General features: G+C 26.6%; 17 protein-coding genes and 1 other RNA gene. 2 read left to right on the top strand and 16 right to left on the bottom strand.

All coding sequences use genetic code 11. The features are described 5' to 3' along the window. Position 1 precedes the first annotated feature (1 nt). The 5 genes from O212_RS0102270 to O212_RS0102250 are packed head-to-tail and all read right to left on the bottom strand — an operon-like array spanning position 2 to position 3,702. The gene (locus O212_RS0102270) at positions 2-478 is read right to left on the bottom strand and encodes an HD domain-containing protein (protein ID WP_024613549.1); all 477 of its coding nucleotides are present in this window, start codon (positions 476-478) and stop codon (positions 2-4) included. 11 nt (positions 479-489) lie between these two features. Next, positions 490-1,044, bottom strand: a complete 555-nt coding sequence (gene folE, locus O212_RS0102265; protein WP_024613548.1) for a GTP cyclohydrolase I FolE — start codon at positions 1,042-1,044, stop codon at positions 490-492. Further along, entirely contained in the window at positions 1,038-1,811 is a 774-nt protein-coding gene (locus O212_RS0102260; protein WP_024613547.1) for an aminotransferase class IV, read from the bottom strand. The genes folE and O212_RS0102260 overlap by 7 nt, the downstream gene beginning before the upstream one ends. Then, positions 1,808-3,121, bottom strand: a complete 1,314-nt coding sequence (gene pabB / locus O212_RS0102255; RefSeq protein ID WP_024613546.1) for an aminodeoxychorismate synthase component I — start codon at positions 3,119-3,121, stop codon at positions 1,808-1,810. Before pabB ends, O212_RS0102260 begins: the two co-directional genes overlap by 4 nt. Further along, on the bottom strand, positions 3,121-3,702 hold the full coding sequence (locus O212_RS0102250) for an aminodeoxychorismate/anthranilate synthase component II (RefSeq protein ID WP_024613545.1): 582 nt from the start codon (positions 3,700-3,702) through the stop codon (positions 3,121-3,123). Before O212_RS0102250 ends, pabB begins: the two co-directional genes overlap by 1 nt. A 134-nt stretch (positions 3,703-3,836) precedes the next feature. Here O212_RS0102250 and O212_RS0102245 point away from each other — a divergent pair, with 134 nt between their 5' ends. Continuing rightward, positions 3,837-4,670 carry a PHP domain-containing protein gene (locus O212_RS0102245; RefSeq protein WP_024613544.1) on the top strand — a complete coding sequence of 278 codons (834 nt, stop codon included), beginning with the start codon at positions 3,837-3,839 and terminating at the stop codon, positions 4,668-4,670. A gap of 72 nt (positions 4,671-4,742) precedes the next feature. On the opposite strand, the gene O212_RS0102240 is transcribed toward O212_RS0102245, so the two are convergent. The 4 genes from O212_RS0102240 to O212_RS0102225 all read right to left on the bottom strand — a co-directional run bounded on the left by O212_RS0102240 (position 4,743) and on the right by O212_RS0102225 (position 7,656). Then, the gene (locus O212_RS0102240; RefSeq protein WP_029699113.1) at positions 4,743-4,973 is read right to left on the bottom strand and encodes a phage holin; all 231 of its coding nucleotides are present in this window, start codon (positions 4,971-4,973) and stop codon (positions 4,743-4,745) included. 104 nt (positions 4,974-5,077) lie between these two features. Continuing rightward, positions 5,078-6,454 (bottom strand): aminopeptidase, encoded by a 1,377-nt coding sequence (locus O212_RS0102235; RefSeq protein ID WP_024613542.1) that lies wholly within the window; start codon positions 6,452-6,454, stop codon positions 5,078-5,080. 73 nt (positions 6,455-6,527) lie between these two features. Beyond that, positions 6,528-7,436, bottom strand: coding sequence for an HPr(Ser) kinase/phosphatase (hprK, locus tag O212_RS0102230; RefSeq protein ID WP_024613541.1), 909 nt, complete (start codon positions 7,434-7,436; stop codon positions 6,528-6,530). Between the two features lie 13 nt (positions 7,437-7,449). Then, the gene (locus O212_RS0102225) at positions 7,450-7,656 is read right to left on the bottom strand and encodes a DUF896 domain-containing protein (protein WP_242829547.1); all 207 of its coding nucleotides are present in this window, start codon (positions 7,654-7,656) and stop codon (positions 7,450-7,452) included. Between the two features lie 322 nt (positions 7,657-7,978). Between O212_RS0102225 and O212_RS0102220 the strand changes: the two genes are divergently transcribed. Continuing rightward, a complete protein-coding gene (locus O212_RS0102220) occupies positions 7,979-8,182 on the top strand; it encodes a hypothetical protein (RefSeq protein ID WP_024613539.1) in 204 nt (67 codons plus the stop codon). A gap of 102 nt (positions 8,183-8,284) precedes the next feature. On the opposite strand, the gene ssrS is transcribed toward O212_RS0102220, so the two are convergent. The 7 genes from ssrS to O212_RS0102190 form a co-directional block, all read right to left on the bottom strand. Beyond that, a non-coding RNA gene (ssrS, locus tag O212_RS16350) (6S RNA) lies at positions 8,285-8,481 on the bottom strand. A gap of 72 nt (positions 8,482-8,553) precedes the next feature. Then, entirely contained in the window at positions 8,554-8,949 is a 396-nt protein-coding gene (locus O212_RS0102215) for a hypothetical protein (RefSeq protein WP_024613538.1), read from the bottom strand. A gap of 16 nt (positions 8,950-8,965) precedes the next feature. Continuing rightward, positions 8,966-9,208, bottom strand: a complete 243-nt coding sequence (locus tag O212_RS0102210; protein WP_024613537.1) for a DUF1292 domain-containing protein — start codon at positions 9,206-9,208, stop codon at positions 8,966-8,968. 131 nt (positions 9,209-9,339) lie between these two features. Then, positions 9,340-11,634 (bottom strand): RNA polymerase recycling motor HelD, encoded by a 2,295-nt coding sequence (helD, locus tag O212_RS0102205; RefSeq protein WP_024613536.1) that lies wholly within the window; start codon positions 11,632-11,634, stop codon positions 9,340-9,342. A 226-nt stretch (positions 11,635-11,860) separates the two neighbouring features. Then, a complete protein-coding gene (locus O212_RS0102200) occupies positions 11,861-12,400 on the bottom strand; it encodes an ECF transporter S component (RefSeq protein ID WP_024613535.1) in 540 nt (179 codons plus the stop codon). Positions 12,401-12,469: 69 nt separating this feature from the next. Beyond that, positions 12,470-13,543 (bottom strand): histidinol-phosphate transaminase, encoded by a 1,074-nt coding sequence (locus tag O212_RS0102195; protein ID WP_024613534.1) that lies wholly within the window; start codon positions 13,541-13,543, stop codon positions 12,470-12,472. 120 nt (positions 13,544-13,663) lie between these two features. Beyond that, complete coding sequence (locus tag O212_RS0102190; protein ID WP_051372978.1) at positions 13,664-15,028, bottom strand: amino acid permease; 1,365 nt, start codon at positions 15,026-15,028, stop codon at positions 13,664-13,666. Positions 15,029-15,055: the final 27 nt, after the last annotated feature.

Genomic DNA, 15,055 nt, shown 5'->3' with positions numbered 1-15,055 from the left:
TTTAATACTTTATAATATGATTCTTTTTATTATAATCCCAATAACATTTATCATAAGCTTTGCAGTTATAACAATTTCTTGATAACTTATCACTTATTTGTATTATACTTTGAAAATCATTTTCCGCTAATTCTTCTCTATGCTCCTTTATAGCATCAATAATTATATCTTTTTCTTCCCTACTAAAAGATGTATCCTTTAATATTTCTTCACTTATTATTACACTACCTTTATGATGAGGAGTTCCATCCTTATATTGAAGAACTCGTCCTATATCATGTAATAAAGCAACTGCATATATAACTTCTTTTGAAATGTTTATATTTTCTTCTAATACCTTTATATATGCAATTCTTGCTACATCTAAGCTATGTTCCATATTATGCTTACAAAATTCCCTATCGGTTTCTAACGTTTCTAATTCTTTTATATACTTTTTAAATAAATCATTATTTAATATTTCATTTACTTTATTCATTTAAAGCACCTCTATTTCATAAGTGAAAGAGCTTCACTTCTAAGTGCTCTATCTTCTTCAAATACTCCTCTATATGATGTTGTTATAGTCTTAGTTCCTGGCTTTTTAACACCTCTCATTGTCATACAAGTATGTTCTCCTTCAATCATTACAATAACACCTTTAGCATCTAAATATTTCATTATATCATCTGCTACTTCTGAAGTTAACTTTTCTTGAAGTTGAGGTTTTTTTGAATGTATATCAACAGTTCTTGCAAGTTTTGAAAGTCCTGCAACTTTTCCTTTTGGTATATATGCTATATGAGCCTTACCAAAAAAAGGAACTAGGTGGTGCTCACACATTGAATAAAATACAATATCTTTCTCTATAACTAAATCATCATTTTCAACAGTAAATGATTTTTCTAAATATTCTTTTCCATTTTTATTAATTCCTGAAAATATCTCTTCATACATTCTATATACTCTATCTGGTGTTTCCAACAATCCTTCTCTATTAGGGTCTTCTCCTATACCTTCCAATATAAGCCTTACCCCTTCAATTATCTTTTCTTTATTCATAATATACCGTATCCCCCATCCTTATCTAAAATTTCACTTTTATATTTATCACTTATTATATCTATAAATTTATCTTTATCAAAGTTAAAATTATCTATTCTATTTACTCTTATTATTCCAACTAAACTATTAGTTAAAAATACTTCATCCATATTTTTTAATGATTCTAAATTTATATTTTCCTCATAAACTTTAAAGTTTTCAATTATCCACTTTCTAACAGTACCATTTAAGAGACCATTTTCTATTTTAGGTGTATATATTTTATTATCTTTTATACAAAATATATTTGCCACTGCTGTTTCACACAAAAAACCTTTTTCATTAAAAAATAATGCATCATTAAAACCTTCTTTTATTGCATTTCTTTTTTCTAGTATATTTTCTATATAATTTATTGATTTTATTTTAGGCATTATAGATGTTGAATTTCTAAATACACTTGATATCTTTAAACTTAAACCTTCTTTATAGATTTCTTCTGTATATGTATTATCTCTTATTGTTATAATTATATTTTTTTCTGTAACTGTTATTTTTAAAGCCTTGTTATTACAACTTAAACTTTTTATATATTTATATATATTTTCTTCTTCTTTTAAAGAAAGTTCTTTTATATTTAAAACTTTAAGTGCATTTTTAAGCCTTTTCATATGGAAATCTAAAAATTTAACTCCATTATTTATTAGTATTGTTTCAAATACTCCAGCTCCAAAAAATATTCCATTATCTATTTCTAAACATCCATCATATGTTGTTATGTTTCTCATTTAAGCACCTTCATTAAAGCTTTAGCTTTTTGAATAGTTTCCTCATATTCATCTTCTTCATTAGATTCATATGTTATTCCTCCACCTACACCAAAGTAAGCTTTATTATCCTTTTTAATTATAGTTCTTATTACTATATTAAAGTCACTATTACCTCTTAAATCAAAATATCCTATAATCCCTGTATATAAATTTCTTTTAACTCCCTCAAGTTCTTCTATTATTTCCATAGCTCTTATTTTGGGAGCTCCAGTTATAGAACCACCTGGATATGCTTCTTTTATGCACTTAACAGCTGAATTTCCTAATTTTAATTGTCCTTCAATTGTTGAAACAAGATGAAATACAGTTGCATACTCTTCTATTTTGAATAATTCACTTACAATTACAGAATTTTTATCACAAACTTTGCTTAAATCATTTCTTTCTAAGTCAACAATCATTAAAAGCTCTGATTTATCTTTTTCACTATTTTCAAGTTCTTTTCTATAAAATTTATCTTCTTTTTGATTTTCTCCTCTTGGTCTTGTTCCTTTTATAGGTCTAGTTACTACTCTTCCATCTTTAATTTGTATAAACCTTTCAGGTGAAGAACTTATTACTTGAAAATCATCATAATTTAAATATGCTGAAAATGGTGCCTTATTTATTTTTCTTAAATTACTATAAATATCAAAAGAATCTTTTGTACACTTACAATAAAATCTCTGAGTCATATTTGCTATGTATATATCACCATTTACTATGTAATCTTTCATTTTTTTAACAGCTTCTATATATTCATCCCTAGTAAAGTTTGAATAAAATTTATTATTACCTTCTATAAAAGATTTTTCTTCTACCTTACTTCCATTTAATATTTTTTCTTCTATTTCTTTTATTGATTGCTCTCTATTTTCAAGTGCTGTTATAAAACATTTATTATTTATTAAATCAAAAATTATTATATTATTATAAAGTATAAACTTCATATCAGGAATATAAAAATCTTCCTTTGCAGTATTCGGTAACTTTTCTATTAATCTTCCTGCATCATAAGATATGTATCCTATATATCCACATACAAGTGGTATATCGCTTGTAAAATTGATTTTTTTATCATTTATATTTTTTTCTAATTCTAAAAATGGATCATTCGAATTTTTAGGTTCAAATATTTCAAGTGGATTTAAACCTATAAAAGAATATTTTGATAAATTTTCATCTTCTTTTGAACTATCTAAAAAAGCACTATTTTTTTCATTTTTAAATAAATTATATATATCAAAAGGAGTAAGATTTGTTTTTATTTCTTTAATTTTAAATTTCATCACACATTCTCCTCCTTACATAATTTTATAAAATTATTCAAAACCTCATATCCATATTCAGTTAAGACTGCTTCTGGATGATATTGAACTCCATATATTTTATAATCTTTATGTTTAATCCCCATAATAGCTCCATCTGTAGACTTTGCTGTTATTTCTAATTCTTCTGGTAAACTTTCTTCTTTTATTACTAATGAATGATATCTAGTAACATTAAATTCTTTAGGAATATTTTCAAATATACCATTGCCATTTGTAATTATTTTTGATATTTTACCATGCATAGGTATTTCACCTTTTATAATTTCAGAGCCAAAATATTCTCCTATACTTTGATGTCCTAAGCATATACCAAGTATAGGTAATTTACATTTAAATTTATCTATTATATTAAGTACTTCCCCTGCATCTTTTGGTGCTTTAGGTCCAGGTGATATAACTATACCATCTGGATTTAAATTTTTAATTAAATCTTCATTTATTTCGTCATTTCTAAAAACAAGGACTTCTTCATTTAACTCATTAAAATATCTAACTAAGTTATAAACAAAGGAATCATAATTATCTATCATTATTAACATATTATAACCCCCATTTTCATATTTTTTATTACATTTATATTTCCATTATGCTACAATACTTATAATATTTATTTTAAATTATAACACAGCTTCTTATATGAAAAAATATTTTAGATTGAAGGGATTTGAATTTTATGAAAAGAACTGATTTCCATGTACATACTAATTTTTCCGATGGTATACTAAGTCCTAAAGATATTATTGATAGAGCTAAAGAAAATAATGTTTCAATACTTGCAATAACAGACCACGATACTATAGATGGAATTACTGAAGCAATCTCTTTAGCTAATGAGAATGATATTAAATTAATTCCTGGAATAGAACTTTCTTGTAATTACAATAATGAAAGTATTCATTTGCTAGGATTTTTTAAAGATAATAGTTACACATCTGAAAACTTATTAAAACTATTAGATGAAATAAAAAACAGAAGAATTATAAGAGCTAAAAATATGGTAAAAAAACTTAAAGAAAAGTTTGACATAAATATAGATTTTAATAAAGTTTCAGAATTAGGTGGAGAAATTATTGCAAGACCTCATATTGCTAGAGCTATAATAGATGCAGGTTATCCATATAGCCAAGATTATATATTTGATAATTTTATTGGTAAAGATAAACCTGCTTATATACCAACTACTAAAATTACATTAGAAGAAGGTATTGAAATTCTTCATAAATTCAATGCTATAGCAATACTTGCTCACCCTATATTAATTAAAAATACTCCATTAAAAGAATTTTTAAAATTTGACTTAGATGGAATTGAAGCAATATATTATCTTAATTCTAAAGAACAAGAAGAATATTTAATAAACTTTGCTAAAGAAAACAATCTTTTAATAACAGCAGGTTCTGACTGTCACGGTGACTTTATAAATGATGATCGTCACGGCGATATAGGTGACATGCCTCTTCCTGAAGAGCATTTATTAAAATTTTTAGAAGCTTTAAATTCTAATTAAATTAAATGAGCACCTACTCTTTATTCAAGATGTAGATGCTCTTATTTAATTTAAGAGGTGCCTTTTTATTATTTATTCTTTGTTTTCTATTTTCCTTGTTTCTTTATCATCTATATACCATTTTGATTCAGTATTTGGGTTGTTTAAAATTCCTGCCATAACTAAAACTGAAAGTATTGCATTAATTATTTCTTGATAGTTTTCTGGTAATATATTTAAACCAAATCCTTGTAATACCATAGGAATTAAAGCTGCTACAGATACCCATAACCCATAATTTTTAAAACGTGTTTTGTCAATCATAATATATCACCTACCTTATAATATATTGTATGATTAACCCTTTAATTCCGAACCTAGGTAATAAAAAAAGCACAAGTTATTTTTATAACTTGTGCTTTTTTGTTCTATGCTTCTTTTAAAAATGCTACATATCCTTTTTTTGTTTCAAAAATATCAACCTTTGAAGCAATTTCCCATGGAGCATGCATGTTTTGAAGAGCAACTCCACAATCAATTACATCCATATTATATTGAGCTAAAATATAAGCGATTGTTCCACCGCCTCCTTGGTCTACTTTACCAAGTTCTGCTGTTTGGAATGATACATCATGCTTTTCCATAATAGCTCTAAGCTCTGCCATATATTCAGCATTTGCATCATTACATCCTGATTTCCCTCTAGCTCCTGTATATTTGTTAAATACAATTCCTTTACCAAAATATGCTGAGTTTTTCTTTTCCATAACTGATGGGTAATTTGGATCAAATGCAGCACTAACATCTGATGATAACATTTTTGAATTTGTTAAACATCTTCTTAATTTTATATCAGAATAATCTCCCATTCTATCCATTACTTCAGCAACTACATTTTCAAAGAATCTTGAATGCATTCCTGTAGCTCCAATACTTCCAACTTCTTCTTTATCAACAAGTAAACATACACAAGTTTTATCTACTTTTTCAACTTCTGTTAACGCTAAAAGTGATGTATATGAACATACTCTATCGTCATGTCCATAAGCCATAACCATACTTCTATCTAAACCATAATCTCTAGCACGTCCTGCTGGAACAACTTCAATTTCTGCTGATAAGAAGTCATCTTCTTCAAAATTATATTTTTCTTTAAGTATTTTTAAAATATTGGCTTTTACTGCATCCTTTTCTTCACCTTTTAAAGGCATACTTCCTATTAATACATTTAAATCTTCACCTTCAATTACATTAGAACCTTTTTTAGTCATTTGGTCAGCTGCAAGGTGAATTAAAAGATCAGATATACCAACTACAGGATCACTTTCATCTTCTCCTACTACTACATTTATTTTAGTTCCATCTTTTTTAACTACAACTCCATGTAGTGCAAGTGGTAATGTAACCCATTGATACTTCTTAACTCCACCATAATAATGAGTATCTAAGAAAGCTAAATCTGTATCTTCATATAAAGGATTTTGCTTTAAGTCTAATCTAGGTGAATCAATATGAGCACCTAATATTTTAAGACCTTTCTCCATCTTTTCTTCCCCAATTACAAATAATGCTAATGCTTTGCCCATGTTATTAGCATATACTTTATCTCCTGGTTTTAAAGTTTCATTTGAATTTATTACATATTCTAAATCTTTAAATCCATGTTCTTTTGCAATTCTTATTGATTCATCAACACATTCTCTTTCAGTCTTACATTTTGACATAAAGTCCTTATAACCTTCATTAAATTCAAATATTTCCTTTATGCCTTTTTCATCATATTTTTCCCAAGCATTTTTGCCCATTTTTGTGCCTCCCTTTTTTTATAATTTATGCCTATATAATATTATTATCTACTTAATAGATTTAATACTAATCTTAATCACTAATTTCACTCATTCTACTTTCAATTATATCAACTGGTGTCTCATTAGACATAAGTGCATATCTAAAGTTTACAGCCGCAGCTTCTATTATTACTGCTATATTTCTTCCTGGTCTTATTGGTACAGTTAACTTTCTAACTGGCACTCCTAAAATATCCATAAACTCATAATTTGTTCCAAGTCTATCGTAATCACCATCATTTTTCCAATGCTCAAAATGCATTACAAGTTTTATATCTTTTTGTTGAAGTATTGAACTTAATCCATATAAAGCTGATACATCAATTATTCCTATACCTCTAACTTCAAGCATTCCTATAGTTATTCTTGGTGATGAACCTATAAGTTCACCGTCAATTTCCTTTATATCAACAGCATCATCAGTTACTAATCTATGTCCTCTTTTTATAAGTTCAAGTGCAACTTCACTTTTGCCAATTCCACTTTCACCAGTTATAAGTATACCAATCCCGTAAACGTCTACCAAAACTCCATGCAATCTAGTTTCAGGTGCAAGTTTATCTGACATATATATAGTAAGTTTACTTATAAATTTTGTTGTAACTAAATCACTTCTTAAAACCCAAATATTTTGTTTTTCTGCATATTTTATAAGTTCTTCATGAGGTTCAATTCCTCTTGTTATAACTACACACTTCATATTAAAACTAAAATATTTTTTTAATCTTTTTCTTCTTAATTCAACTTGCATATCATCTAAAAAGCTCCACTCAGCTTTTCCGATAACTTGTATTCTTTCAGGCGTAAAATAATTATAAAAACCTGATAATTGAAGTCCAGGTCTATTTACATCACTTACACTTATTACTTCTTCCGGATTTCCTTCTACTAAAACTTCTAAATTAAAATCTTTAATTAACTTTTCAACAGTTACCGCCATTAAAATCACCCTTTTATTTCTTTTTCTTAGGCTCTATCCCACTCATTTGAGCCTTAAAGTTAGCTTTAACACTATCTATATATCTTCTTCTTAATCTTTGTTGTAATTCTTTCTCTTCTTCTGTTAATCCTTCTTCTTTACTCTTTTTATATATTTCATTTATTTTTTCTATAACATCATCTATTTTCATCTCATCTACATTTATATCTTTAATATCCATTATTTTGTCACTCCTTAAAAACCTTTTAAATTACACTTATGTTTATTTTACATATAAATACCTCTTTAATCAACTTTAATCATCAATGATTTAAAGTTTTCAACAACTTGTTTACATTTTAGAAATGGTTTTAATTTTTCTTTTTCGACAAATTAAATTTTATTCAATCAAATTAATTTATTTTATCCTTATTTTATATTTTTTTCTAATTATAAATGGGTAGTTTTTGTAAATATTTGTACTTTGATTTCAATTTACTTATTTCCAATAAATGTTATAATATGACTATAAAAACATTTATTTTACAGATGAGGTGTTATTTATGACAACAAAAAGAATGAAAAAAAGAATACAACATAGAAAAGCATTATTGAATTTATTACTAAAATTTATAAATCCTTCAAATAAACTAATGGTTATGCTTTCACAGAATTTGGACAAGGATATAAGTAGATACCAATGTCATCTTTATAAACTGCATAAAAGAAGCTACAAAATAAAAACTTTTAATAAACTAGCAGCTTAAAATATATTTTCTAACTAAGTGGAGAATAAACCACTCCACTTGCTTCTTAAAAAATGTATAAAAAAAAATACCTCAAACGAGGTATTAATTTCTTAATTGTATAGCACCCCAACATGCCGTTTGCTTATATATTCAAAACCTGCTCCTCGCAGGTGGGTTCTGTTCATATTACCTCTCTGCCTTCTTCTGTCATAATAATGAAGCTAAAGCTTGAAGCCCGACATCAATAATAATATCACAAATCCCGAATCTCATATGTAGGTTGAATACGATAAGCTTGGCGAACATCTCAGGTATGTTATGTTTTTATTATAGCACAATTTTTTTTGAATTCAAGTAGTTTTTACATATAGTTAAAAACCTTTATTTCATTATAAGTAATCGTTTAACACTTCTTCTAGTTCCATATCAAAATCATCTGTACAGAACGCTGCAATAAATTTTATGTAATCATTGTTGTTTCCATCTATCTTTAATTCATGGAATACTCCTGAAATTTCTAATTCATCACTTATTTCTTCTATTATGTTTTCTATATTATCTCTTGCTATATCTAATAAGTATGGTATGTACCAATCTACTTTCCACTCATTGCTATCTTCTTCTAAATCACTTTCTTCATTAGCATAAGCTCTTGCAGCATTAAGCTCTTCTCTATCAAAATCATAAAAGAATTCTAAAATAACTTTATCATCTTCTACTAATACTTCTTCAATTTCAGTTAATCCTTCTTGTTCTAATCTTTGTGATATTTCAAAAGCATTCATTTTCATAACACTCCTTTTAGTATAAAAGCTTCTTATATTCTTTCTTTACAGCAATAAATTCTTTATCATCTTCTACAAGATTTAATTCTTCTTTATCGCCTGTTTTATCTATTCTAAATATAAATATATCTTCTGCTTCTTCTTCTACTGGTGTTAATAGTAAATATTCTTGTTCTTCAAGGAATATTCTAGCTACCGCTTCAAAATCAACTTTATTTCCATCTTCATCTCTAAAAGACATTATCTCTTTTTCTTCCATTTAAATTTTCCTCCTAATATTTATTCTTTTCTTATTATAAATACATTTTATTATAAACACAAACCTAATATAGGTAATTTTAAAAAGGGTTAGATATTTTTTTATTCTAACCCTTTTATATTTAATTTAGACTAATTATCTTTTATAAGTTTTGTAATTTCATCTAATTCTAATATATATTCAGTATGAAGTGCTCTAGTTAAAGAAACATATAATAACCTTTGATCTAATGTACTCTCTTCAGTATATTCTTTACTACTTGGATTATAAATTATACTACAATCAAATTCTAATCCTTTTGTTAAATAAGATGGTATTATAATATTATCTGATTTTGTTTCTTTTTCTTTTCCTTTTATTCTTTGAAACTTATTTTTACTTTTTTTCTTTAGAATTTTTTCAAGCTTTTCGGCTTCTTTTGAATCTTTTGTTATTAATGCAACAACACTTTTTCCTTCTTCATGTGTCTTTTTTATTATTTCATCAACATTTTCTGAAATTTCTACATCGTCTTTTACTTTTACTATTTTAGGTACCATACCATGTCTTAATACTGGCTTAGCATCTTTAAGTCCTAATTTTTGTGCTTCTAATGCACCTTTTGCAAAATCTATAATTTCTACTGTTGAACGATAACTTTGAGTTAAGCTTATAAAAGTTGCCTTTCCATTAAAAAGTCCTTCTGTTATGTCTTCCCATCTTTTTAACCCTTTATAATAATATATACCTTGGGCTAAATCTCCAACTAATGTTAAGGAATTTCCTCTTGCCAATTCATTTACTAAATATATTTGAAGCGGACTATAATCTTGCGCTTCATCAACAACTATATGTTTAAATTTTTCTGAATCATCTATTCCCTCTAGTAATACTCTTATATATAATATTGCAGCTAAATCATCTTCATCTACAAATCCATCTTCGTATCTTTTATTAAATTCTTCTTTCATAAATTCAGCAAGAACTTCTGGAATTTTACCATCTGTTGCTATGTCAAAAAGATCATCATCATTAAAGAATCCTTTATATATATCAGTTGAACTTATGCCTCTCCATGCTTTAAAATATTCATTTAAAGCATTCTTTCCATTCTTTCTAACATTTTCTTTAACCTTATCTCTTTCATCATAAACTTCTATAAGCTTTTTTCTTCTTTCTTCTGAATCAGCTTCTTCCATTTTTATGTTCTTTATCTTTAATTCCCAAAGGTTATCAACCTTCTGTATAACTGCTTCTATTCTTTCTTTAAGTTTTAAACTTAAATATCTTTTTATTTCATCTTTTCTTTTATTTATTGGATATGCTTTTAAATCTTTTAAATACAGCTTCATTATTTCTTTTCTAGTAAAAATAACTTGATCTGCAATTTCTATATCCTTTATATCTAATGCTTTACTTTCTAATAAAGTAACATATCTATCAAGCATTGTTTTAAAAGCTAATGAACCTCTAAGTTTTGCGGAATTTGCTATTAACTTTTTCTTAAGTTCATCATGTTCTTCCATTATACTTTTTATTTTTTCATCTTTATTATATATTTTCCTTTTAATTTTAGCTTTTGTTTTTACTAAATCTTCAAATGTACTTTGTTTCACTTCATGTGCTCCAAGGTTTGGTAATATTTCAGATATATAATCTAAAAATAATTTATTTGGAGCAAGCACTAATATATCTTCCCCGCTCATATTCTCTTTATATCTATATATTAGATAAGCAAGTCTATGAAGCGCTATTGTTGTTTTACCTGAACCTGCTGAACCTTGAACAATAATTGGAAGATTTCTTGGCCATCTTATTATATCGTTTTGCTCCTTTTGAATAGTTGCAACAACGTCCTTAAGTTTTTTTCCTCTACTCTCTTCAAGGTTTATTTTAAGAAATTCATCAACAAGACCTTGCCCTTCTTCACCATTTATCATTATTTCGTTTATACTTTCATCAAAGACTCTCTCTAACTCGCGCTCTTCATTAAATAAGAACTTTCTTTTTAGAGATAATTCTCCATCTATTATTCCAGCTGGTGCTTTATAATAAGCCTCTCCACCTGTTCCACTATAATAAAGATCTGCAACAGGAGCTCTCCAGTCAACTACTACCTCATCTCCAGTTTCAGAACTGTTTATTCCATGTTTTCCTATATATATATGTTCTACATCTGCTGATCTTTTTTCTCTAAAATCAACTCTACCGAAGTATGGTGTATTATAAGCTTCCTCATATTTTTCTATATCTTTTTTTGCTAGATTTAAAGCTCTTTCAGTTGTATCTTTTTCTGCATTATATTTTCCCTTTAGTGCTTTACTAAGTTCTGTAAACTTTTTATTTACGCCTTCTATATATTCTTCTTTTAGTGTAAGCTCTTCATCTATTAACTTTCTTTTTTCTATTAAGATATCTCTTTCTTCATCTAAAATAATATTACTCACAATAACTACCTCATACTAAATTTTATTTACTAAAAAAGTATCAACATTCATTATATACTTAATTATGTATATTTTTAAAGTAAATTTATTATTAATATCCAAATTTAACAAAAATATAGACTTTTTATATGTTTTTAAATTTTTCTTCTTTATGATGTTTATTTAACTTAATAAATTAAAATCAAAAATAATTTACTATAAAAAAGAACCACTTAAAAAGTGGCTCTTACATTACTACTTGTTTTTTTTCTTTTATATTATCAAATAAAGTATATATATTTTTATTTCTACCTTTAGCCATAACATTAACAAGCCCATATCCTAAAGTGCTATCAGCTAAATGATGAAGAATAGCTCCAACACCAGTTACTATTATTAATTGATAAATATCAAATCCTATAAATGGTATTACAACTAACGCCTCAAGACTTCCATGAATTATTGAAGTAAATAATGACATTTTTAAATAGGATTTATGTTTTTGAATATATTTTGCTCCAACATATCCAACAACTATATGAGTTGCTGCTCTGAAAACTACAGGCATTGGCATTCCTGCTATCAAAAATCCAATAGTTGATCCTATCCCAGTAACCACTGCAACCATTGGTGATATTAAAATTGCTACAAACATAGGTACATGTGCAAAAAGTGTAGCACTAAATGGTGGTATATATATCTTTAAAAAACTAAACTGCACAGGAATTATAATAGCAAGAGCTATTAAAAGTGCAGCATATACCATTTGCTTAATTTTATTGTTCATAAATATCCCCCTTTATACTAGTGTATATACACTAGTATAAATTAAGTGTTTACACTTGTAAATATATTCTTATAAAATTTCTTTTAAGTTATTTATTAATGTTTCATTTTCTTCATGTTTAAGAACACAAACTCTAAAAAACTTATTATTAAGTCCTTCAAAAGACTCACAATTTCTTATTATTATTCCTTTATGGGCTAATTTTTCATAAATATCACTTGATGTTATATCTTCTCTTTCTATTTTACATAATATAAAATTGCCTCTACTTTCATACACTTTTATATCCTTTATTTTTTTAAGTTCTTTATTTAAATAATTTCTCTCATTAGTCATATGTAATATTGTTTTTTCTATATACTCTTCATCTTTAAACATTGTTTCTCCAAGTATTGTTGCAAAAATATTTACATTCCATAAGTCTAACTTATCTATTATGTTATTTCTTACATCCTCTTTTGATATTAGTCCATAACCTAATCTTATTCCTGGGGTTGAAAAAAACTTTGATGTTCCTCTTATAACAAATAAATTTTTATATTCATCAATTAAGCTATCTACTGAATATTTTTCTGTATTTGTAAACTCTACATAAGTTTCATCAACCATAACAAATGCATTTGTACTTTTTAAAATCTCTTCTATTTCTTCTTTTGTAAATGCAAATCCTGTTGGATTATTAGGATTACAAATAATAATTAACTCAGCATTTGAATTTTTTATTTCTTTTTTTAAATCTTCTATATCAACTTTAAAGTTGTTTTCTTCTTTTGCAAAATATTTTATTATATTACATCCTGTTTTATTTAATTCCCTTTCATACTCTGAATATGATGGAGATAAAAGTATTGCATTTTTAGGATTAACATCTTTTATAAATGATGATATTAACTCAGTTGCTCCACTTCCTAATATAATATTTTCAGAATTACACTTACAGTAACTTGAAATTACACTTCTAAGTTCTTTATATTCTGGATCTGGATATATTGAAACCATGTCTATATTATCTATTACAGCTTGTTTTGCCTTTTCTGATGCTCCAAAAGGATTTATATTTGAACTAAAATCTAAAAAATCTTCTTTTTTTATTCCTAATTCATTTGCTAAATCAAATAAATTAGCACCGTGTTTAATTGCCATAACAATTCCTCCTAATTATCTTTATACATATTATTATAGTAAAGTTTTTAAAAATTAATAGAGACTGTATCAAATACTATAACTTTTAATTGATACAGCCTCTTATATTAACTTTATCCTTTATCTAAGTTCTGAATGATTTTTTCCATATGCAAAGTATATAATTAATATACAAACTAAAATTATTCCAAATATTACCCAAGTAATCATTGTTAAATTAATCATTAAAATTACACAACATAATGCTCCTAATATAGGTACAAATGGAACTAAAGGCGTCTTAAAACTTCTCTTTATATTAGGATATTTCTTTCTAAATACTATTATTGAAAGAGAAACTATTCCATAAACAACTAAAAATGCAATACTTGCAAAATTGGCTAAATCTTTTAAATTAAAAAATCCAGCAAGAATTGAAGATACAATTCCTATTGACCATAGTGATATGCTTGGAACACCTTTTTTATTTTTCTTACTAAATACTTTAGGTAATAATCCATCTTCACTTATTTTAAGTAATATTTGTGATGTTGCAAAACCTCCAGCATATATAACTGCAAGTATTCCAATTACAGTTCCAAGTGATACTATAAATGCAATCTCTGGTCTTCCAGCAACTTTTAATGTATATGAAAGTGCATCTGGAACATTTAAATTTGTATATGAAGTTATACCAGTTAATACTAATGATACTCCAATATAAATAATTGCACATATAAATAATGATGTTAAAAGTCCAATTGGTAATGCTCTTTTAGGATTTTTTACATAAGGTGCAGCTGATGCTGTTGCATCAAATCCACAATAAGCAAAAAATACTGAAGCTGCTCCAGTCATAACTCCAGATGCTTTATATGGTGCAAAAGGAACCCAGTTTGATACTGACATATGTCTTAAACCAACTATTAAAAACAATAATATAACTCCTATTTTTATTATTACCATTATATTGTCTACAATTTTACTTGAACCAGTTCCTCCTGATATAACAAATGTTATAAATAATATTGCTAATATTGCAGGTAAATTAACTATTCCTCCTTGAGAAGGTATGTTGATTAAAGCATTAGGTAAATGTATATTTACTACATCAAGTAAACTTAATAAATAACTTCCCCATCCTGATGCAACTGTTGCAGTTGATAATATATATCCTATTACAACGCACATTCCAACTACGAAGGCTATTATTTCTCCAAAAGTTACATATGTAAATGTATATGAACCTCCAGAACTTTGTATACTAGCACTAAGTTCTGCATAACAAAGAACTATAAGTGCTGCAGCAATAGCACCTAATGCAAATGAAATAGTAACAGCTGGTCCTGCTTCTTTTGCAGCAACTATCCCTGTAAGAACCATTACTCCAGTACCAATTACTGAACCAATACTCATAAGAGTTAAGTCAAGAGTTCCTAAATGTTTTTGGGAATCTTTTATGTTAGCAGAAAATTTATCAATATTCTGCGTTCTAAATATATTCAAAATTATTCACCCTCTTTTATTTTAAAA

The sequence above is a fragment of the Clostridium sp. Ade.TY genome, from assembly GCF_000498355.1.
Classification (GTDB): domain Bacteria; phylum Bacillota; class Clostridia; order Clostridiales; family Clostridiaceae; genus Clostridium.
The sequence above is the reverse complement of the archived record's forward strand: the minus strand, read 5'-3'. Positions and strand labels throughout refer to the sequence as shown.